Source organism: Micromonospora sp. NPDC003816, from assembly GCF_042874705.1.
Classification (GTDB): Bacteria; Actinomycetota; Actinomycetes; order Mycobacteriales; family Micromonosporaceae; genus Micromonospora.
The window spans coordinates 196826-216113 of the sequence record NZ_JBIANP010000008.1 but is presented as its reverse complement, the minus strand read 5'-3'; the positions used below and the strand labels follow the sequence as shown (position 1 = coordinate 216113).

Here is a 19288-nt window from a genome sequence, read left to right as displayed (position 1 = left end):
ACGTCTTGTTCGCCATGCTCCGCGACAAGATCCCCTACCAACCCCGCCCAGTCACGCCGATCGCGGCTTGACCAAACCCATAGGGACACCCCCCCCCGCGCAACAGCGCACGGACGGCCGGAAGATCCTCACGCAGCAGCGACGCCATCAGGCGGGCGGTGAGCTTCTTGCGCTGCCGGACGTTCACCAGCAGCAGAGTAGGCGGTCCGGCTTATCAAGAGCAGTCCAGCGCATGGCTCCCGCCATCCGGACCTGCCGCGCTTTGCACGTCGATGACGTTCGACATCGACGACATCGGAGGAGGCGAAACTTGCCGTTCGAACGGAAGCCTACCGGGGGTCGTCGATGTCCCACGGGTAGCCGAACTAGGTCGGCGTCAGTCCCCACTCGGCGACGAGCCTGAGCAGGCTGGACTCGTTGCTGGCGGTGTTGATGCGGATCTGGCGGGCATCGACGTCGTGGGCCCAGCCGTCAAGTTGCCGCTCGTTGAAGTCCCAATGTGCGAGCTGGAAGGATCGTTGCGCGTCCGGGCGTTGCCATCCTTCGCGATCGGCGAGGTCGTTACGCTGGTCCAGGATCGGAGTGATGTCTACGAACGCACGGCGCCCCGGCGCTGCCGGCACCTCTGCCACGAGCCGACGCCCGAGCCGAAGTGCGTTGAGCTTGTCCTGTGGCCACGTCGGCGTCGCAGCTTCCACGGTTGCCGATTCTTCGGGTAACGCCAGCACCGGACCACCCAATTCCTTCGGGAGCTGTCGCACAAGGCCACCACCGCCCAGAGCTTGATCCGAGTGCGTCAAGATCGGCGCGCACATCTAGCCGCGATCCGCGTGCTACGCAGCGTCACGCCGAGCTGGCCCGGTTGCCGTCCGGACGTGCCGATGTCAGGAAGTTCGCCCGTTCGCCGACTTGTGCGGCTGATGCGGTTTGGTAGCCTTTGGGCTTTGTCAATTCTTCTTAGGAAGCCTCAGCGGACCGCTTGGCGTCAGATTCCATTCGTGGGCATGGACGAGCGGTACGCGCCCGAACTTGCCGAGGGCCTCGGTTGCGGCGAGAACCTGCTTCCCCACGGCCTCGTCCTCCCGTTCTGTGATCCCCGCATATTCGAAGAATTCTTGGCAAGCAGACGCGGTCTTGAGGAATAGCGAGGGTAGCTGGTAAAGTGCGAAGTTGGTTCGGTACTCGCGAAACTCTGGTTTCAGGGTGACTACCTTTCCGTCAGGCTCGCCCCAACCGTTGCGCATCACTTCGCCCATCGAAAAGTGCAGGGCGCGACTCGCGGCGGCATGCAAGTAGTCGTACAGGTCTTTATGGCCGGTCTGCTTTGCGACCCAGCTCGCCCTCGGCAGCGGGCGCCCCGACCAATCGAACTGTTCGCGGATCTTCGCCAGCTCATCGTTCGCACGAGTTAGCTGCTGCTCCTGGGCGTCTAAAAAGGTTACCGGATACCATAGCTCCTGCATCACAGCGTCGCCGACGTAGGCACGCTGGGCAAGCAGTGAGCGAATACCGTCGGACTGCCCCATGACCATGAGCAGATTCTGCGCATCCTGCTGCGGCAGGTCCTTCACCCACAGCATCCAGAGCAACTCATCGAGAGCGGGCCGGATGAACCCGACCGCCAGATGACCCAGCCCGACCTTGGCCAGCACCACGGTGGCGTCAAGCGCTTCGAGCTGACGCCGAAGGATGTAGTTAACAGCAATCCGGCGAAGGTCGGACCAGGCTGCATCCCAGGTCAGGTCACCAATGACAAGCGTCTGCTTCGTCGCGGCGATCCACACCTCGACGGCTGCCGCCCGCGCTTCGGCGTCGACATTCTCATTGACAGTCACTAAGAAATAGTGACATGTCCCTGCCTGCTCACAACGTAGTAGGTGTACGGCGCCACCCAAGCCGGCGGCGGCGTCCGAATAGGGCGAATTGAGCGGAATTCCGCGAAGTTCTCTTTTGCTTTATAATGTGATGGCGTCCAGGCAAGCATTACTTTTGCCGCGATCAACGCTCGTCTCAACGATGGTGCTTGTACGCGTAGATCCACTGTGGTGCGGGGCATGACGCCGCCGTCGCTCGACACTGCTGCGTTGTCGCCCAGGTTGTCGTCTCCGCCGTATCCCTTGCCGCGGATGCTGCCCCCGCTCCGGCGACGCTGGTCGCGTCCGCTCTGGCAGACGGCACCGCGAGCGGCCTGCAAATTGACAGTGCGAGGGAAACCCAGGCCCATCATCTATCGTTGGCGGGTCACCCTAGAGCATGGAGATTCATGTCTAACACCAATCTGGATCTCCACTCTTCGCTCGTCCGGGGTCGGCAGGCCGTCGAGGCGTACATCACTGAGTGCCGCGACCAACTCGGCGAGTACACGTGGGATGAAGAACATGCCACTGTCCGCTTGACCCACGCTGCACATCCGGTCGCCAGGTATATCCCCTTCACCCGCAATCAGGAGGGTGGGACCCCTACCTCTAGCGGAACCGGCGCCGACTGGTTGTGGTGGTGGCTATCCCCCACTGGCGAATGCTTCGGCATGCTCGTCCAAGCTAAGAGCCTCAAGCGGGTTGGTGGGAGATGGGACGTCGACCTCAATTACGCGAAGCGCAAGCAGATCATCGACCTGCTTAACGCCTCCGATCTCCTCAAGGTGCCCGCCGTCTACACACTCTACTGCGGCGATCCTGCATATCGTCCTGATCTTACCTGCGGTGGAGGCCACACCTCTGACGCTCTCGACCGGTGTCACCGATCTGCTGTTTGCGCCTTGCCCGCCCTGATCGCCAGCCAGCTCGCTACTTTCACCGCGCTCGACTCGCCAGGCCAAGCCGCCATTGAAGCCTACCAGTATGCGTTTCCTCTGGAGGATCTCGCCGACACCAGCCTGGGGACACCGTTCGTTGACGATCTCAACCTTCACCACATCGACGGCGAATTGCTGGAGTTCCTGACCCAGCCGCAAGGCATGCCGCGTGACATCGCCAAGAAGATCTTCGGCATGGTGTCGAGAATGCGATCGGGCCAGTTCGCTTTGGCGGTTAGTGAGCGCCAGCGGGTTGACGAGGATGCCGTCGTCTTCGAGGATCTCCCGACGGACCGAGGGCATTTCGGCGTGCCTTACTTTGATCATGTTCTGCGAGGTCTCCGTCGCCAACCCCCGGACTACCTTGTCGCGATGGCGAATGGTGAGGACCCTCCGCCGTGGCTGTCCGGGCTCGTGGCGGGGATCGTGCTGTTCGATGCGGCGTGACGCTGCCGAGTACGAGGAACTCCGCAAGGAATACGGCGCCGCATAACCTTCATCGCAGCCCTGACATCGGCGCAACGCTTGTATTGCTCGGGCTGAGGCAGTTCGTCCTCCCTCCCTTGGCCTGGTTGCTGTGACGAACTGTGGCTCCGACGGCTGGCGTCTACTTTCCCTTGGTGGCGCACTCTCATGCCGCTGACCGCGCGGCAGGCAGCGTTACAGTCGATCGATCAAGACGGTGTGCTCGGTCTTGCCGATGTCCATACACGTGATCATTCCGGACGTCGCTGTGCACCCGTACCGGGTTGACTTTGAGCTGCCGTGACCATGTCGCCTTGTCGCATGCACGTCGCGGTCGTAGTGGCTCAAGCAGACGCGGCTACGTAACTGGGTTGCGGCCGCCGGGCGCTGGACGCGACCTCTATTCACGCGTCCTGGCTATTGCGTTGCGCTGAAGTTCGCCTTGAGTGACGCGGCGACCGGGCCAGCATCGCGCTGGTCAACTGTGCCAAGGCACGCAGGATCGCGGCGCGCTCAGCCGGAGTTGCGCCTCTCAATGCATACAAGGCTATGCATGTGACACTGGCGAAGAACGGTACGGACACGGCTACCACTGTCGCGAGGGTGACGCTCACCAGCCGCCCTCCGCGTCTTCGTTGATGGAAGGCATCTGCTGATTGCGGACCGCTCGGCGCTGGTTGGACAGGTCGGCCCGTTCGCTGTTCCAGAAGCCGGCGGCGCTGAAGCGGAGGCACAGCATCGCGCCTTGGTCCTGGCGAAGATTGACGCGTGTGGAGTATGGGCTGTCGGACATGGTGAGGCCGGGGATCCCGAGGAAGGGGTCTTGAAACGCTGCCGCGACGGTGTCGAGACTGGGCGCGGTACCCCATTCAATGTTGACTGTCGGCACCGTCGTGTACGGGGTTGTCCAGAGGCTCACGCCGGTGTGACGAGGGTCGGAGTCGAGTATCCGCAACCGTCGCAGGACGGCCGACATGAGCTCGTGAAGGCCGTCAGGGAGTACCGGTCCGTCATGTGCATACTCGTAACGTTGCTTCTGCAGCGCCTCTTTCTCCTGTGGAGTGAAGTCATAGGGGTCGTGGGTCCAGCAAGGGATGGCGGTGCTGCTGGTCTCACGGACCTTGCTACTGGCAAGCACGACAGCGACCCGCCACTGCTTCTTGGTTATGCCTCGCAGGTCGATCCGCCCGGGAAGGCCGAGTCGGTAGAGAGTCACGCCACTACCGCTGATCTTGCAGCGCAGGCCGGTGATGCCGAAGATCTCGGAGCCATCGTCGATGTGCCATGGCAGGCTGCGGTTGATGAACTTCGGCAGGTGGCGAGGCGGCACGTGCAGGGTCAGCGAATCATGATCGCCCACAACTTTGCTGATCATCAACGCCGGTTCGCCTGGCCGCCAGCCGGCGTGGTCCACGCCTCCGCTACCGATCTCGCTCAGAAGCAGCGACTCAAGCTGTGCCTGTGCAGAGCCGGCTGGAAGAATGACATGCCTGCCCACCGGCGTCGACATTGCCCGAAGAGCTTGAGGTGCGGTCTCGCCGGTACACCGGGCGCGACCGCGGGCAAGCTCGTGGCGATCAGGAGCCGCCGGACCACCGGGCGGGGGCAGCACCCGCTCGATCCAATGGGAGCCGGCTCCGACCCGACGCAGTGTCTCGGCGAAGTCGACGTGGCTGGTGTCCTCCCATCGACACGTGAGGTGAAGAGCTCCAAGGGTCCGGCGGTCGCGATGCTGCAGCTCAAAGACACAGTCGAGGTCACCGTCAGACCCAGAAACGGCTCGGTCACACGAGCAGCGCTGCCGAGTCACCACAAGGGGTAGGCCGCAATCGTCGTCGATGAGCCGGGCGAGGAACTCGTCGTGACGGACCCGATGGTCGGCAACGCTCCTGCTGGTGTAGAGGCGCAAATGCCAGCGGCCCTCACTGATCCACGCCCTGATCGAGTACGCGCTGGAGTTGCCGAACAGGGCGATACGCCGCAGGAGGCCGGAGCCAAGCCACGCCAGACCCACGCCGCCCTCATGGCGCCTCCGGTGAGATCGCCGGCCCTCTCGTTCGGCCTCGTCCAGGGAGTTCTGCTCCCAGAGGGGCACTGTTTTGGCGAGCAGGGCGGCGTCGGCCGCGGCGCGTATCGCATCGGCCCACCGCGTGCCGAGCACTCCGCGAAGGATCAGGCGGACATCGCCGCTCGTGCTGGCCAAACACACCTCGGCGCTTTCATCACGGATGGCTTCCACTCGCAGTCCTGGAATGCCCTCGACCTCCCGTGTAGCCGGCTGCTTGACCGGCAGGAGGACCTGCATAGCGTGGTCGCTGAGCATTAGATGCCGACCCGTGCCGACCAGTGTGTGTGAGCCGAGTTTCAGCAACAGCGAGGTGCCGCTGATATAGGCAGCGGTGACGCCCAGCGGTTGTGGCCACCATTCGCCGCCGCGGCACAGCAGTTCCATCACCATCGACTCGGCGACAGCCTGCTCCCCAGCCGCAGCCGGGATGATCGCTCCGCCGGGCCCGCAGCGGCGTAGGTCATTCAACGCGTGCTGGAAGGGCTCCCCAGTGTAGTGAATCCGGCGGCCGGCTTTCGTTGAAGCCCAATCCTGGGTCATCGCATGATCCGTTCCCGAATCGCCTGCTGCCCCAAAGACCATTCGACAACCGATCAAGCGCCCAACGGGCGCACGGATGCTAAACGTTCCCAGCGATCGGAAGGTTCTTCCATGCGGCATCGCATCAACGGGGCAGCGCGGTGCCTGGATAAGGCCGCCGTCCGGCCCGGCAAGATTGTGCACCATCCACGGCGCCCAACGCAAACCAACCTGGGCGGCATTTCGGAGCCCTCAGAGTACGAGCTTGCGGCGTGGCGTGACATTCAGCGGTTCAAGGGGCGGCCGCTGTCGGCCGCGTTTCGTAGCGCCGGCGAGGGCGTGTCCAATGGTGCCGCGACACTCGGTCGGCGTGCGCCGTCGACGCCGACGTTGTGATCTACGAGGGGTCGTCGGCGTGGCTGCGGGACATTCTGGTCGACGCCTGGGTGGCCATGCAGGCAGAGGGGCTGCTGCCGGGCGGTGATCCGCCGATCGACGTGGTGCAGGCCCGCCAGTCGAAGCGGGTACGCGCCGAGCCGGTCGCCGCCCGGTACGAGGTCGAGCCACCCCGGGTGCACCACGTCGGCACGTTCCCGCTGCTGGAGGATCAGCAGACGACATGGACGTCTGAGTCCGGGGACTCCCCAGACCGGCTCGACGCGCTGGTGCACGGGGTGGCGTACCTCCGGGCGGAGGAGTCTCGCCGCGCGATAGTGGCCTCGCCACTCGGCCATCCGGCTCGGCCCTCCTCAGGACTGCGCTGTTGTCGGAATCAGCCCAGCGTCTCCGTGAGCACTGGGACGCCCGACGCCTCGGCCCAACGAGTAATTTCTGCCTGGCCGGACCGATGCCAATGCCGGATGCGGATTGCTCCTTCTGCAGTGACCTGTGCTACCTCAGGTGCTCCGAACGCTTGGAACAGTTCGCTGGCGAGGCGGTGCGTCGTCGCTACAAGGCCGCTACCTCCGGTGCAGAGGTCATCGATGTCGGCGACTGTGTCGGCGTATGGCTGCTCCGTGACGGCATCGGGACCAATCGGCTCGTTAGGCCAGCCAACGTTGGACACCAACGTGATTGGTTCTTGGCTCATAGGCCAGGTCGTAACTCTGGCCGGGGGCCAAATAGCGGCTCGGACGGTTGCAAGCCCTCCGGCCGCCGCCCGGTCGCGTGCATGGTGGGCGAGAAACTTCAGTCCTGCTCCGACCCCCAGGGTGAGCCACTGGGTGTCTACAAGGCGACCACCAGAATCCATGTTTCCGGACCTCGTCGAGCTGATGTCGGTGGAGAAGGCGCCGCTGCCGTTCTCGTGCAGTTCGCAAGCGCCACGCGAGTATTGCGTGCTGATGTCGGCCTTGCCGACACCTACCAAGCGGCGATGCCGGACGGTCGATCGGTGAAAGCGGCATACCGAAACACCGAAGGCATCGGCAGAGCGGCTCGCGTTGCTCAGCTCGAAGGCTTTCAGAGCGGCGGTGTCGACGGTGAAGCCGCCCGGCACGTCCGGGACGAGGGTGACCAGCACAAACAGTTCCTTGGGGGCATGGCGCGAGGCGAAGTCGGCTTCGAGGCGTACGGCCTCTTCGATGCGGCTGGTCAAGCCGGCGAACCGTGCCCGGTACGCCTCGGCCACCTCGCTCTCGGACAACCAGACCGTCTCAGTGCCGATCCGCTTGGGGTAGAGCAGCGACTTGTTCTCGTTGACGTAGGCGTGTGGCGCGGTCGCCGATCGCGCGACCCAGATGATGAGGAAACCTCTGCCGGGGCGGTCGGGATCTTCGACGGGGATGACGTCGAAGGTCGGAGTCGGCTGGATGTTGCCGTAGACGGTCTGCCGGAGGCGTCGACGTTCGTCGTCGCTGATGTAGACGCCGGTGTCGTTCGTCGCGCGTCCCTGTTCGTCTTCGTCAATGCCGAGGATGAGAATGCCGCCGGTGGCGTTCGCGAGTGCGCCGACGTCTCCGCAGAGCTTCTTCCGTTCGCTGTTGCTGCCGCCGTAGGTCTCCCGTTTGAAGTCCAGGTCGGGGCCTTCGGTCGTCGCGGGAATGAGTCCTTTGACTTGGTTATAGGTCAGGGTTTCGTCGATTGGTCCGCCGAGGAGCTGTTCGAGTCGACGGTTCCGCAGTGTCGCCATAGATTCGATCGTGGACCGCCCGCCTGTTCTCAGGCAAATCCAGCTTCTCGGGAGTCATCTCGGTGAGCGCGAATGGGACACTTCGCATCAGCACGTCCCGCTGGCTGAGATCGACCAGGATGCCTTGGGTCGGAAGGCCAGCCGCGGCAAGCGGTCGAGGACCATGCCCTCGAAGGACTGCAGACCTGCGAGGGCAGCCTCGGGCGATCCGGTCGCGACAGTGTCGCCCGGGCGGGGCTCCAGTGATCCACTCATGACGGCGAGGATAGCCCCTCGACCGTCCGGGCAGAGACGGAGTTCGCTGCCGTGGCGGGTCGCGTTCCGCCCCGGTTACCGCGCGATCGGTGGCAGGGAGTAAACCGCCGCGGACCTTGTAGAGACTTTGATGTTTCCCCGGGTTTCTCGGAGTCGTGCGGTTGGCGTCAGACTACGGATAGGGCGATCGGGTGGAGCCTTTCATACCCCATGTTCATGGGTCGCTTTCAGGACGACCGGATCTGCCGCCACCCGTGCGCGGCACCCATCCTGAACCACCATCCCTCGCGGGTACCCAAGGCGGCGTCAGTCCGGATCCTCGCATCGGACGCCGACGCTTGCGATCTCCCCACTGCCTACGAGCTCTCGGATCGCTGTGGTCATGGCTGGCACGCCCGGTTCCGGCACGATCAGCTGGTCAAGGGCCCAGAAGTAACTCCCGTTCGCGACTTCACCGGTCTCCTTCCATCTCGCAAGCAGGCGGCGGACCTCCTCGACGGTGAAGATGGTCAACGCCCAACTGGAGCCGTCAGGAAGACCGACGAAGGCATCCACATTGGCTACGGACTCCTCGGTGTCCGTGTTGGGATTGAGAAGGAACCGTGCCACGAAGGTCGGTTCCGCAACGGTCACGTACGGGTCGATGGTGCCCATGAACGCCCATCATGCCGCACATGAACGAGCAGATCGGGGTCTTGCCCGGCATCCGCTTCTGCCGCCGACCGCGCGTAGTCCGTCGGCGGCTTCGTCTCATTCCGTGCGCTGTAGTTCGACGGGTGGAGCCTCCCGGCGGCCCGGTCGCCTTCGCCGGGCTGCGAGCAGTGCGGATTCAGCGTCTCTTCTGGAGTGCTTGGATGATGTCCTGTCGCAGATGCGCTGCTTCTTCGTCTCGGTCACACAGCAGTAGAACCTTGAACGGGACGGCCTTTCCCTCCGGTTGCCCGAGGGGGCTGGTCCAGTGGTGAACTGCCTGGGCGAGGATGCGGAAGAGTGTGTGCCGGTCCTGTGAGTTGTCCGGCAGCAGCTGGGGCGCGTTGTCGATGATCACCAGGTAGCCGTCCGCCGGCAGCCAGTGTAGGTCTCTGAGGCAGTCGGACAATGCGTTCCAGTTCCAGCCGAAGTAGCTCGGAAACAGCAAGGCGTCCGAGAAGTCGTAGGAGACGTGGTCGGCGTCCGCCATTCTCGTGCCGTCGAGGCGGGCGACCACGAACCTGCCAGATGCCGGTAGCACCGAGACCAACTCCACCACCGAACCACGCGAGCAGACCATGAGCGGTTCCCTGGAACTCTGCCACGCTTCGTCCGTCATCCTGTCCACCTCGATCGACGGTCTCCACAGCAACTACGGCATCATGCGCCAGACCGCTCAGCACCTCCAGAGAAGCAGCACGACAGAGCCGCCCCGCCAGACGACCGGAGCTGCCTCCGAGCGGGCGCGTCGCCCCGGCCGGGAGCCGTCATCGATTTGAGACGAGACCGTGGTCGTAGATCGACGTAACGCTGCGATTGTCGGAGCATGGCCGTTCACGCGATGACGGCGGCGCGGCGGGCCACCGCGTCGGTGACCGCCGGTCTGTTGGTACTGGCGGGATTGTCGTCCTGCACACCCTCGGTCAAAGCCGTCACCGGCCTGACCGCGGATACTGGCGGCCGGCCGCTCGCGGCTCTAGCCTGGTGCGCGGACCGGCCGCCGGACGTCGTGGTTCTCCGTATCGCAGACGATCTGGCCTCGCCGTCCCCGTCCGACGCACCGACTCCGTCGGCCAACTGGCCGGAGTGGCGGTACCACGTGCAGCAGCGCGACTTGACCTCACCGGCCACCGTCGAGCTGACGGGCTTCCCGCCTTCACCGGGCCCTGACCTGGGCACAGGCTTCCGAATGCGCGTACTCACCAGGAACAACAGCTTCACCTCCCACGACGTGAGCTTCCGGCTTCCTGAACTGGCCGACCTGAAACCAGGATCAGTCCTGATCACCACCATCGAAGCCAACGAAGAGGTACAGAAGACCGTCTCCCTCGACGAGTTCGCACGCTTGGGAAGGAACGCCTGCTGAACTCCGACACAGGGTAGTCATGGCATAACTCCCGTGGCAGTTTGAACATCGGTCCACCTACCCGGGCGAGACCCGTCGTGACGCCTGTCCTCCTCAGCCCATGATCAGATTCACTGATCCGCCGCCGACAATGTGTCTCCTCGGACGACGCGCAGTCACTGCGTGTGCGGCGAGTCGCGCAGGAGCACCTTGAAGGCGGGGCCCGGCCGGGAGGACCGCCAACCGGTGAACAGTGCCTGACGGATACCGCGAGCCACCGTCCTGGGTAACACGGGCTGGCTCGGCATCCCGAACCAGTTGCCGGGATGGGCGCAGGGCAGCGATGCCACCAATAGAGCGCCTGGCTGTTCCGCCTGCTCGGCGACGAAGGTCAGCGGCGACCAGCCGTTGGCTTGGCAGTAGGTCGGTCTGCGGCGAACCGCCCAGCGGAAGGTGACGCCATCTACGGTGATCCGTCGTGAACCCTTGATAGCCAGTGTCATCGGTACCTCTGCCGGTTCCCACCGCACGTCCGCGAGCACCATAGCTGGGATCCGACGCCATCGCGCCATCGAATTGCGGGATCACGACGATGCTCAGGTGTCCGGATCTCCCGCGACCCGCAAGCGAGGGCGAACGGTGGGAGAGCAGACTGAGCAGCATGAACCTCGTGGAGTTCGACGCGTTGGTCGAGCCCCTGCGTCAGAAATCGGTGGCCTCGTTGGCCGAGCACGGCTTGGCGCTCATCGAGGGGCGCATCGCCAGCGCCGCCGAGGTTGCCGACCTAGAGAAGCAGCTCGGCGTGACGTTGCCGGAGAAGTACAGGTCCTTCATGGTGCGCTACGGCGGTGGCATGGTCGGCATCGTCGAGCTGTTCCCGATCGCCGGCGCCGACTCCAGCGACGACGACGTCAAGTCGGTCAACGACCGGGAGTTCCCTGACCGGACATTCCATCGCGATAGCGCCGGTGGGCACCGGCGACCACTGGGGGTTCCCGGTCGGTGATGGTCACTGCCGCGAGGCGGTCTGATTCCACTTCCACGATGGCGGCGATCCGGAGCGTGAGGCGGCCGACGTCCTGGATTTCGTCGCGCGTCATGGACTCAGGCTGTACCGGCCGGGCCATCCGCTTTCGCCGCCGTCGGGCGTGCCGCCGACTGGTCAGGTCATCAGCCCTCCTGATCGTCGCGGGTGTCACCGCTGGCGAGGATCGCGTCGAGGAAGTGTCGGAAGACCGGCCAGGGGAACGTCGGGCTGCGGTGTCCGGTAACTGTGACCTGCCCTGCGGGGACCGGTACTAACGGTCCGCCACCCGGTTGGAGGTCGAGGATGCGTACGTCGATGTAGCCGTCTGAGCTTCTGGTCGGGTTGACCTCGTAGAGCTCGTAGCACCAGCCGTCGTGGTAGGACGTGACCTCGAAAGCCTGGCTCGCGAAGCGCCACGAGTTCAAGGATAGAGAAAGGTCACCGCTCACGTTCGCGGTCAGCGGGTCGGACACGATGTCGCCGGATGCCTCCACGAAGCGGATGAAGCGCAGCAACACCGGCCAGGGCAGTGGCCCTTCGGTGAAGGCCACGTAGGCATGGGTCGCGTCCGCCGGTGTGAACAGATCGCCGTCGGGTGTCGTATCCGGGATCACCACGGCGACCCCACCGGAGGTCCGGTACCACCCACTCAGCTCGTAGGTCCACGCGTCCTCCGGTAGGAGGTACATCGAGTTGATCTGGAAGGCCGTTCCGTTGTACGCCCACTCTTCCACATCGACAGGATGCCAGGCCGAATGTGCGAGGTGATTGCACGCCGGGCATGACGTCCGGATCCTGCCGCTCCGGATGGACTGGTGTTCATCACCGGTGGTGACGCACGGTGACTTATGGCCGCCTCTCCTGTCTCCGCCCCCCGCTTCATACCATTGAGCGGTACGTGCGCTGGCTGCAAGACGTCCGCCGGTACCAGCCCTCGACCGTCTCCCGCCGGCTGTCCGTCGTGGTCGGCTTCTTCCGGGTCTGCGTCATCGACGCCATCCTGGAACGCTCGCCGGCCGACTACGTCCGCCGACCCACCGTGTCGGCCGAATCACCGCCCCTCGGACTGGGCCAGTTGCCACCCGGACCGGTGCAGCCGGTGGTGGATCGGGCGGATGGTGTTCGCGATGAGTTGCGCGAACAGGCGCCGGATCTCGTTGAAGGACAAAGCGATCAGCGTTCGATGGTGGCTGGTGTGGTTGCCGCGTTCGCGGGCGGTGATGACGGTGAGGTTGGCGTGGGCGAGCATCACGAGGATCGTGTGCCGGTACCAGGAGTCGAAGCGGCGCAAAGTCTCTACAAGATCCGGGGCGGTTCAGTCGATGACCCGGTGCGTCGCCGAGTGCGACACTCCGAACAGCGGATCGATCTGCCGCATCGTCAGGTTCGTCCGCCAGTACGCGGCTACCAGCAGCACCCGATCGGCGAGGTCGGTGACCGGTGCCGGCCCAGTCGCCCGTCCGCGATCGTGTCCCCGTCGATAAGCGGGAGGCAGCATCTCCATCGAAGGCGGTGCCCGCATAGCCGGGGCTTCGCGGATCCACCCACCTTCCATCGAGTAGGTGGGTACCCACTACACCCTGCCCCGCCGGGTGGCAGTTCGACGCCGGGCTCTGATGCCCCCGGAGTTTGACTGTGTTGGAAGTCGATGGGCCCTCTGAGGGCTGTATGCCTGGCGGTCAGCAGCGAGACGTCCAGCAAGATCGGCGGCAGCGTGGACGATGTCGGCACGCCGCGCGGCGGGGCAATCCTCGAGTGCTCGTTCAGCTACGTGTTGGACTACCGTAGCGTCGCGCCACCGTACGATCATCCAGCTGATCGATGTGACGATCGGAGCCACAGCGAGGGAGATTGCGGCGATCAGCAGGCCACTCACCGGCACTTCCCCATTGTCGGGCCAAGGAGCCCACCACGCCGCCACCGGCCCCAAGTCCGTCTGACTTGGCAAGTCAAGCTCGGCATGTCATGGCCGAAGCTTGTCCAGCAGCGTGCCGTCTTCCAGCCGCCAGGCCGTCCAGCCGTTGGCAGGTGATCCGGCGCACGCGGTGGCAGCGTCTGAGGGGGATCGATAGCGGCAACCATCGATCTCAAGCTCGCCCGAAGCCAGTACGGTAGCAATGAATCGCTGGCGGAGTCGGGGGCGCTGCCAGTAGAGGTGTTCCCCAACCTTGAGGTCGCCCCGTTCGATAAGGGCAGCGAGGGGACCTCGAGGTGGCCCGGCTGGCTGAGGTTGCGGGGCCGCCTGGTCGGAGTCGATGACGAGACGTAGTTTGACCTTGCGGTCGTGACGTACTGCGTGGAGTGCCTCGTCCGAGACGGTGACGGTAATCTCCAATGGCATGTCTTCGCCTCACTCAATTCTCAACCCTGAGTTCTGAGTGCTCAGCGCACAACGATGAGGTGGCCACCGCAACAGCCTCAACGCCAGTGGGCCGACCAGGCCCGTGGTGGCAACCGTCCACGAACGCTGTCGCGTACCGCGGTGTTGATGCGATGGGCCGACGCGACAAGCCCGCGCTCCCGTTAACCCGTTGACGTTTCACGTGCGCCTTTGTCGCACAGGGAGCCTAGACCGCCGTCAAGAGCATTGCACAATTCGCAACAAGGGGCGAATTGCCTCCGTGGTCCGATCCGACTGGGAACCGTCCGCGATGACACTTGTGGTAGCCGCTCCTCAGTCAGCTGCGCCGCCCAGGGTTCAGCCTCGACTTCCGTTCCACGCTCCTAGCATCGGGCGTGGGACCGGCAGGCGGTCTAGCATCGAGCGGCGAATTCGTCCCTTGACACCTTGCCGAAGATCGGCACACCCGCGACGCGGGCGCTGAACGCCGCCGGCTACACCGCGCTACGCCAGCTCGTGGGTGCGCCGCGCGCAGAGCTTGCCAGGTTGCACGGCATTGGGCCGAAAGCACTGGACATCATCGAGGCCGCCCTCGAACAGCACAACCTGGGGCTGCGCTGACCATCGGCGATCGCCCGGGTGTATAAGGCGCGCGCGACGGCAACGAAAAGCTCGCCGGCGTGCCGGCCGCTGCGGCTGTTGCGCCGCGACACCGCGCCGGCAACCATCACTTGTTTCAATGCCTCGACGTCGCTGGCGGCGATGCTCCCCAATGGTCGGTCGGGCCAGGCGGCAGCCATTCGGTTCCAGTAGGTGCCGTACGTACGCCGCGCTCCAGGCCCGGCTGCGGCAACAACGCGCGGAAGGTACTCCGCGACCGTGGGCAGGGCGGCCCGGGCGCCGGGGTGGGCTTGGAGGTCGGCCATGGTGACGCCCAGGTGGGCCAGGACCTGGTGTGCGGCGGCGATAGCGGAAGGGTCAGCGGTCATTGTCGCCCCCTGCGAACTGGCGGTACAGGCTGGTGAGTAGGCGGGCGACGGTGCTGACGGGATGCACGACGAGCAGGTCATGCGTGATGAAGGTGGCCAGGAGTACAGGCTGGCCGGGCTCGATCTGGCACATCTGCCGGGCGCTCGCCGGCAAGGGCAACTCGCCTCGGCTGCCCACCTGGTACCGGTCGTCCTGCGCGGAGGCGATGACGAGCATGCCGTGGCACAGCTGGATGCCGAGACGATGTCCCGGTGACCAGCCCATCGCGTGCAGGAGGTGCTGGGCGATCACCCGGCCGCAGCGAGCGGGGAGAGCCATCCACAGCAGCAGCCCCGAGGCGTCGGTGATGGCCGGCGGGCAAACGCGGGCGGGTAGCGCTGGCATCGGCATCGGGCGTGGGTTCGGCCACGCGGGCGAGGTAGCAGGGATGAGCGGACGAACGAGTTGCTCAAGGGCGTGGGTAGGTCGTGTCATGACGGCGCAACGTCGCGACTGCCGACACGCCTACGGCCTGCACGTTAGTGGATTGGGCGCCCGAGACGATGAGCTGGTGTTGCTCTACGTCGATGCCAACGCGCGTACCGTCCGCCCATAGCCGCCTCCGCGTCAAGGGGAACTGTCGATCTTGTGCGCCCGAAGGTACTCGAACCCCTGGCCTTCTGATCCGTAGCACCTGCCCTGCCATAGGGCAGAATATCGATGGAAGTCGTCTGGCAGAAGGCGGGCCACTGCGCGTACCGCCCTATGTTGCAGCGCTCTGAAGGTGCCCTGCCGAGGGCCTGCCTGAGTGATCCGACTCGGCGTGGCCGTCGGCTCGGTGCCGGCCTCCCAGCCGGAGCACACGTCAGTCACAGGGGTTCCGGTACGGGTGGTCACCGACGAGGCGGCTCCACTCTTCTTGGCTTACCAGGTCTCCGGTCGTGTTGCAGATTCGCTGGGCGGCCGCATCGGGATCGGTGTCGTAGATCCAGGTCTGTTGGGTGATTCCTCCGGCAGCGAGTGTCCGGCCGTCCGGGTGGAAGTCCACCGAGTAGACCGCACCGGTGGGGGTGGTGATCTTGGCCATCTGCTCGGGTCTGTTCAGGTCGGTGAGATCCCACAGCCACACGCTGGAGTCGGTGCCCGCAGCGGCGAGGGTCCTCCCGTCTGGGGAGAATGAGAGCAGGTAGACATAGTTGGTCGGTCCGGTGATCGGCTCCCCCATAGGACGTGCTGGCCCGTCACTCTCCACCCGCCACAGGCGGACGGTGCTATCGGCGCTGCTGGTGGCCAGAGTTTGCCCGTCCGGGCTGAAGGCCACGCTGTATACGTAATGGTTCGACACCTGGACGGCTTGCCCTCGCAGCCGTGGGTTCCTCGGCATGCCGACATCCCAGATCCGGAAGGTGTGGTCGGCGCTGCTGGCGGCGAGGGTGCGACCATCGGGGCTGAAGGTCACCCAGGTCACGTATCCGGCGAACCCTTCCAATGTCGCGATGAGGACGGGCTTGGCGGGCTGCGAGGTGTCCCAGAGCCGGACCGTCCCATCGTCGCTTCCGCTGGCGAGCAGCGTGCCCCCCGGATGGAAGGCGACGGACTCGATCTGCGCGTCGTGGGCGTCGACCGGCTCGCCGTGGGGGGCCGGCCGGGAGGGGTTCGAGACGTTCCAGAGCTGATAGGTGCCGCTTCCGCCGTGGCTGACGGCCATCGTGTGGCTGTCCGGGCTGAAGGCGAAGGTACCTGCGAAGCCGTCCGGGCTGGGGAGGGGAAGTCCGTAGGGAACAGGAGCGGTACGGTCGGTGACGTTCCACAGTTGGGTTTCGGTGCTGCCCACCGCGAGGATGCGCCCGTTCGGGCTGAAGGTGGCGGAGCTGACGACTCCAGGCGCGATCATGGTCGGGCCGGTGACCGGCCATATCCGGGCGGCACCGTCGTTGGTGGCCGTGGCGATGGTGCGGCCATCGGGTGCGAAGGCGACGCCTGTGACGGGGGCCGGGTGTGGATAGCTGCCCACGATCTTCCGGCTGGTGACCTCCCATAGTCTGAGGCCCACGGCGGTGTCGGAGCTGCCAGCAGCGAGGAGGGTTCCGTCCGGGCTGAACTGGACGGCGTTCACCCAGCTGTCGGCTCCGGACAGAGGTGGTCCCATCTTCCTCGGGCGAGTCGGGTCAGACAGGTCCCACAGGTGCACGTGGTAGTCACGGCTCGCGACGGCCATTTTCGTCCCGTCGGGGCTGACGGCGAGGTGGTGCACCTGGCCCTGTGCACCGGCGGCGAGTGCGCGGGTGGGTGTCCGGCGTGGCGCGCTCAGGCGCCACACCTCGACGGCACCCGTCTCGCCTCCGGCGATCACTGTCTGAGCGTCGGGGGTGAGGGCCAACGCGGTGATGGGCGCAACGCCGGATCGAATCGTGGCCCCGATCCGTGTTGGTCGTCGGGGATCGCGGAGGTCCCATAGGGAGAGGCGGCCGTCACCGCTGGCGGTGGCCAGGACGGATCCGTCAGAGTTGACGGCCAGCATGGTCGATTTCCCGTCGAACGTCCCCTCGGGCACCGCGATCGGCATCGGGCGACGGGGGTCGGTGCTGTCCCAAAGGCGGACCACGCCGTCCTCCGCGGCTGCGGCTAGGTAGCGGCCGTTCGGGCTGTAGGTAACAGATCGCCAGGGGGCGGTCTGCTCGCCGAATGGGCCGAGCCGCTCGGGTCGTGGCTGTCGACTCAGGTTCCAGCTGCGCAGGCCGGGACCGGAGGCCGCAGTCAGGACGGTCCCATCTGGGTGCCAGCTCACCGCCTGCATCTGCCGATCGCCTGCACTGCTCAGACGGGCAGGAAGGCTATTGCCGGTGGCGCCGATCATGCTGGCTCTTGCCTCGGGTGTCGGCCAGATCCGGAACGCGGCGACCGCCAATTGCGCGGCCAACGACAGGTCCTTGTCTCGTAGCTGGTCGGCGCGGCTGGCGACCAGACGAGATAATGCCTGATCCCGCTGCACCACCGCCGCGCTGCGAAGCTGCTCGGACCGATTGCGTTCGATGAGGGCCAGGGCGCCCCCGGAGACGGCTCCCATCAGAAGGACCGTGAGGACGGCGACCGCGAGGTACAGACGACGCGCGCGGCGACGCTCATGGCGCAGGCTCGCGGCGACGAAGGCGGTGGTCGTTGGAGCAGCCTGCCGCTGATGCTCACGCAGCCACTCCACAGCCGAGGCGAGCTGGCCACCCCGGTAGAGGTGGTCCTCGTCCTGGCCGGCGGCACGCCACTGCGCGACGGCGGTGTCGAGACGCCGTCCGACGATGAGGGCGGCGCGGTCCGCGTCCACCCATTCCCTGAGCTTCGGCCACGAAGTTAGCAAAGCCTCGTGGCTGATCTGGACGGTGGTCGCGTCGACGCTCACCAAGCGCTGGGCGACAAACCGATCGACGACCTCCCGGGCAGCCTGGGCTTCGACCGGGTCTAGGTGGTCGACCAGTTCGGCGGGCGCGATCCGGCGACGGACGTCCACGACATCCGGCGCGACGTGAACGAGCTGCAGGAACACCCGCCTCGCTACCACGCGCTGGACCGGATTCAAGCCGCCGTAGATGGTATCCGCGCTGCTCGCGACGGCACCGGAGATCTCGCCGGCCGCCCGGTAGTCAGCGGTCCGCAGCCGACGCCGCCGCCCCTGCTGCCAGGTCGCGTACAAAGCGTGGGACAGCAGGGGCAGGACACTGGGATCCGCCTCGGACCTTTCCGAGCCATGGGCCGGGGCCACGTCGCGCAGGATCAGGTCGACGAGGCCCTCGTCGACGGCAAGTCCGGCTCGCTCGGCCGGCCGGACGATGGCCTCCCGCATCTCCTCGGCGGTCATCGCGCCGACCATGAACTGGTTGTCACGCAGGGCATCCGTCAGGTACGGGTGGCGGAGAGCGGCGGCGTAGAAGTCGGCGCGCAACCCGACCACCACGGTGTGACCATTCCGCTGAGACAACTCAGCTAGGTGCCGGAGAAACTCGACACGTTCCCGCTCTTCGGCGCAGGCGGTGAAGACTTCCTCGAACTGGTCCACAACTAGCATGAGGCCTGGCGGCCCAGAGGCCGGAGAGCCGCCGCCGGCCGTCAGGTGTCGTGACAACTCCAGCACTGGTCGGCTCCCTGGTGTCATCACCACCGCAGGGCGCTTCTCGCTCCCTTTCCGCACTTCGGCCAGCAGACCGGCTCGCAGCAGGGATGACTTTCCCGCGCCAGAGGCACCCACGACGACCAGGGTTCCGCCGCCGCGTACATCGACCTCGCGTACCCGTTGCAGCAGTTCGCTCGTCATAGGTCCACGGCCGAAGAACCAGTCAGCCTCCTCGACGCCGAAGGCCGCCAGACCACGGTAGGGAACGACGAGGCTGGACCGTCGGCCGGGCGCCTGTCGAATGCGCTCCCAGGTCCGTAGCCACGCCTGCACCTGTTCCGGGTCCGCGACCCCACAGGCCCGTAGCACGTCTACCAGCACATCCCGAAGGGCCAACGAGGGCAGGCCCTGACCAGAGAACCATCCCCCGATCGTGGTCCAAGGCACTCCGACCCGGGCGGCGACCTGACGCACGGTCTGCCCTGACCGCTCCCGCAACACGGTCAGCTCACGGGCGAAGTCCTCCCGGTCGCGTATGCCGGGTAACCCGGTCCGCTCGTCGTCTTCACGGCTCACACCCAC

The 19288-nt window shown here is 65.6% G+C and carries 18 protein-coding genes and 1 pseudogene; 5 read left to right on the top strand and 14 right to left on the bottom strand.

The features are described from left to right. Positions 1-365 precede the first annotated feature (365 nt). Together ACFYTT_RS24205 and ACFYTT_RS24200 are read right to left on the bottom strand one after the other, a co-directional pair. Entirely contained in the window at positions 366-728 is a 363-nt protein-coding gene (locus tag ACFYTT_RS24205) for a hypothetical protein (RefSeq protein ID WP_387262471.1), read from the bottom strand. A 219-nt stretch (positions 729-947) separates the two neighbouring features. Continuing rightward, a complete protein-coding gene (locus ACFYTT_RS24200; protein ID WP_387262468.1) occupies positions 948-1835 on the bottom strand; it encodes a DUF5677 domain-containing protein in 888 nt (295 codons plus the stop codon). A gap of 428 nt (positions 1836-2263) precedes the next feature. Between ACFYTT_RS24200 and ACFYTT_RS24195 the strand changes: the two genes are divergently transcribed. Beyond that, entirely contained in the window at positions 2264-3241 is a 978-nt protein-coding gene (locus ACFYTT_RS24195; RefSeq protein ID WP_387262466.1) for a hypothetical protein, read from the top strand. A gap of 628 nt (positions 3242-3869) precedes the next feature. Here ACFYTT_RS24195 and ACFYTT_RS24190 read toward each other — a convergent pair. Further along, positions 3870-5867 (bottom strand): hypothetical protein, encoded by a 1998-nt coding sequence (locus ACFYTT_RS24190; protein WP_387262463.1) that lies wholly within the window; start codon positions 5865-5867, stop codon positions 3870-3872. Positions 5868-5978: 111 nt separating this feature from the next. Between ACFYTT_RS24190 and ACFYTT_RS24185 the strand changes: the two genes are divergently transcribed. Then, positions 5979-6242, top strand: a complete 264-nt coding sequence (locus ACFYTT_RS24185) for a hypothetical protein (RefSeq protein ID WP_387262460.1) — start codon at positions 5979-5981, stop codon at positions 6240-6242. Between the two features lies 1 nt (position 6243). Here ACFYTT_RS24185 and ACFYTT_RS24180 read toward each other — a convergent pair whose 3' ends face one another. The 4 genes from ACFYTT_RS24180 to ACFYTT_RS24165 all read right to left on the bottom strand — a co-directional run bounded on the left by ACFYTT_RS24180 (position 6244) and on the right by ACFYTT_RS24165 (position 9541). Beyond that, positions 6244-6435 (bottom strand): hypothetical protein, encoded by a 192-nt coding sequence (locus ACFYTT_RS24180; RefSeq protein WP_327038082.1) that lies wholly within the window; start codon positions 6433-6435, stop codon positions 6244-6246. Between the two features lie 183 nt (positions 6436-6618). Next, entirely contained in the window at positions 6619-7977 is a 1359-nt protein-coding gene (locus ACFYTT_RS24175) for a helix-turn-helix domain-containing protein (protein ID WP_387262456.1), read from the bottom strand. Between the two features lie 561 nt (positions 7978-8538). After that, a complete protein-coding gene (locus ACFYTT_RS24170; RefSeq protein WP_387262454.1) occupies positions 8539-8886 on the bottom strand; it encodes a hypothetical protein in 348 nt (115 codons plus the stop codon). A 175-nt stretch (positions 8887-9061) separates the two neighbouring features. Next, positions 9062-9541, bottom strand: a complete 480-nt coding sequence (locus ACFYTT_RS24165; RefSeq protein WP_387262451.1) for a barstar family protein — start codon at positions 9539-9541, stop codon at positions 9062-9064. 207 nt (positions 9542-9748) lie between these two features. On the opposite strand from ACFYTT_RS24165, the gene ACFYTT_RS24160 reads away from it, so the two are divergent. Continuing rightward, positions 9749-10288 carry a hypothetical protein gene (locus tag ACFYTT_RS24160; RefSeq protein ID WP_387262448.1) on the top strand — a complete coding sequence of 180 codons (540 nt, stop codon included), beginning with the start codon at positions 9749-9751 and terminating at the stop codon, positions 10286-10288. Between the two features lie 155 nt (positions 10289-10443). Here the strand turns inward: ACFYTT_RS24160 and ACFYTT_RS24155 are convergent, their stop codons facing one another. Beyond that, entirely contained in the window at positions 10444-10812 is a 369-nt protein-coding gene (locus ACFYTT_RS24155; RefSeq protein ID WP_387262446.1) for a hypothetical protein, read from the bottom strand. A gap of 116 nt (positions 10813-10928) precedes the next feature. Here ACFYTT_RS24155 and ACFYTT_RS24150 point away from each other — a divergent pair, with 116 nt between their 5' ends. Continuing rightward, positions 10929-11273: an SMI1/KNR4 family protein gene (locus tag ACFYTT_RS24150; protein WP_387262443.1), complete on the top strand. Its 345-nt coding sequence runs from the start codon at positions 10929-10931 to the stop codon at positions 11271-11273. A 164-nt stretch (positions 11274-11437) separates the two neighbouring features. On the opposite strand, the gene ACFYTT_RS24145 is transcribed toward ACFYTT_RS24150, so the two are convergent. From ACFYTT_RS24145 to ACFYTT_RS24130, 4 genes and pseudogenes are all read right to left on the bottom strand, one after another. Then, positions 11438-12028: a hypothetical protein gene (locus ACFYTT_RS24145; protein ID WP_387262440.1), complete on the bottom strand. Its 591-nt coding sequence runs from the start codon at positions 12026-12028 to the stop codon at positions 11438-11440. A 317-nt stretch (positions 12029-12345) separates the two neighbouring features. After that, entirely contained in the window at positions 12346-12585 is a 240-nt protein-coding gene (locus ACFYTT_RS24140) for a hypothetical protein (RefSeq protein WP_387262437.1), read from the bottom strand. Between the two features lie 27 nt (positions 12586-12612). Further along, a pseudogene (locus ACFYTT_RS24135) lies at positions 12613-12723 on the bottom strand (transposase family protein); the annotation flags it as partial. A gap of 534 nt (positions 12724-13257) precedes the next feature. Next, complete coding sequence (locus ACFYTT_RS24130; protein ID WP_387262434.1) at positions 13258-13635, bottom strand: hypothetical protein; 378 nt, start codon at positions 13633-13635, stop codon at positions 13258-13260. Positions 13636-14082: 447 nt separating this feature from the next. Between ACFYTT_RS24130 and ACFYTT_RS24125 the strand changes: the two genes are divergently transcribed. Beyond that, positions 14083-14256 (top strand): DNA-binding protein, encoded by a 174-nt coding sequence (locus ACFYTT_RS24125; protein ID WP_387262431.1) that lies wholly within the window; start codon positions 14083-14085, stop codon positions 14254-14256. 357 nt (positions 14257-14613) lie between these two features. Here the strand turns inward: ACFYTT_RS24125 and ACFYTT_RS24120 are convergent, their stop codons facing one another. Next, on the bottom strand, positions 14614-15015 hold the full coding sequence (locus ACFYTT_RS24120; RefSeq protein ID WP_387262428.1) for a hypothetical protein: 402 nt from the start codon (positions 15013-15015) through the stop codon (positions 14614-14616). 454 nt (positions 15016-15469) lie between these two features. Next, positions 15470-19282, bottom strand: coding sequence for a helix-turn-helix domain-containing protein (locus tag ACFYTT_RS24115; RefSeq protein WP_387262425.1), 3813 nt, complete (start codon positions 19280-19282; stop codon positions 15470-15472). Positions 19283-19288: the final 6 nt, after the last annotated feature.

Bases quoted from the DNA above. Each gene is read 5' to 3' on its own strand.
- ACFYTT_RS24155 (WP_387262446.1), bottom strand. From the start codon at position 10,812: ATGGTGCTCGCGGACGTGCGGTGGGAACCGGCAGAGGTACCGATGACA.
- ACFYTT_RS24130 (WP_387262434.1), bottom strand. From the start codon at position 13,635: ATGCCATTGGAGATTACCGTCACCGTCTCGGACGAGGCACTCCACGCA.
- ACFYTT_RS24195 (WP_387262466.1), top strand. From the start codon at position 2,264: ATGTCTAACACCAATCTGGATCTCCACTCTTCGCTCGTCCGGGGTCGG.
- ACFYTT_RS24190 (WP_387262463.1), bottom strand. From the start codon at position 5,867: ATGACCCAGGATTGGGCTTCAACGAAAGCCGGCCGCCGGATTCACTAC.
- ACFYTT_RS24175 (WP_387262456.1), bottom strand. From the start codon at position 7,977: ATGGCGACACTGCGGAACCGTCGACTCGAACAGCTCCTCGGCGGACCA.
- ACFYTT_RS24120 (WP_387262428.1), bottom strand. From the start codon at position 15,015: ATGCCGATGCCAGCGCTACCCGCCCGCGTTTGCCCGCCGGCCATCACC.
- ACFYTT_RS24170 (WP_387262454.1), bottom strand. From the start codon at position 8,886: ATGGGCACCATCGACCCGTACGTGACCGTTGCGGAACCGACCTTCGTG.
- ACFYTT_RS24165 (WP_387262451.1), bottom strand. From the start codon at position 9,541: ATGACGGACGAAGCGTGGCAGAGTTCCAGGGAACCGCTCATGGTCTGC.
- ACFYTT_RS24160 (WP_387262448.1), top strand. From the start codon at position 9,749: ATGGCCGTTCACGCGATGACGGCGGCGCGGCGGGCCACCGCGTCGGTG.
- ACFYTT_RS24185 (WP_387262460.1), top strand. From the start codon at position 5,979: ATGCGGCATCGCATCAACGGGGCAGCGCGGTGCCTGGATAAGGCCGCC.
- ACFYTT_RS24150 (WP_387262443.1), top strand. From the start codon at position 10,929: ATGAACCTCGTGGAGTTCGACGCGTTGGTCGAGCCCCTGCGTCAGAAA.